This window comes from Halomonas sp. ND22Bw, assembly GCF_003011945.1.
Taxonomy (GTDB): Bacteria; Pseudomonadota; Gammaproteobacteria; order Pseudomonadales; family Halomonadaceae; genus Halomonas; species Halomonas halophila.
In genome coordinates this window covers 1-314 of sequence record NZ_PXWD01000512.1, presented here as the reverse complement: position 1 = coordinate 314, position 314 = coordinate 1, and the positions used below count along the sequence as shown (strand labels likewise).

Sequence of the window (314 nt, the reverse complement as noted above, 5' to 3'; positions counted from 1 at the left end):
GACCATGCCCGCGAGATCGGTGCCGACCTGTGGCGCTGCGGGCACGACTTCAACGTGTCGGGCGACAAGCAGCAGTGGGGCTGGAGCGGGCGCGGACGGCGTTACAGCGGCCTGGCCTACCCGGCGCTGCGCGGCGCCAACCAGTTGCTGAACGCCGCCGGCGTGCTGGCGGCGCTCGAGGCGCTACGCCAAACCCTGCCGATCACAGCACAGGCGGTGCGCACCGGGCTCGCGATGGTCGAACTGCCGGGCCGCTTCCAGATCCTCCCGGGCCAGCCCACGCTGGTGCTCGACGTGGCGCACAACGGCCATGC

1 pseudogene is annotated in these 314 nt (G+C 72.3%); it reads left to right on the top strand.

From position 1 onward, the window contains the following. Positions 1-314, top strand: a pseudogene (locus tag CVH10_RS19160) (hypothetical protein); the annotation flags it as partial.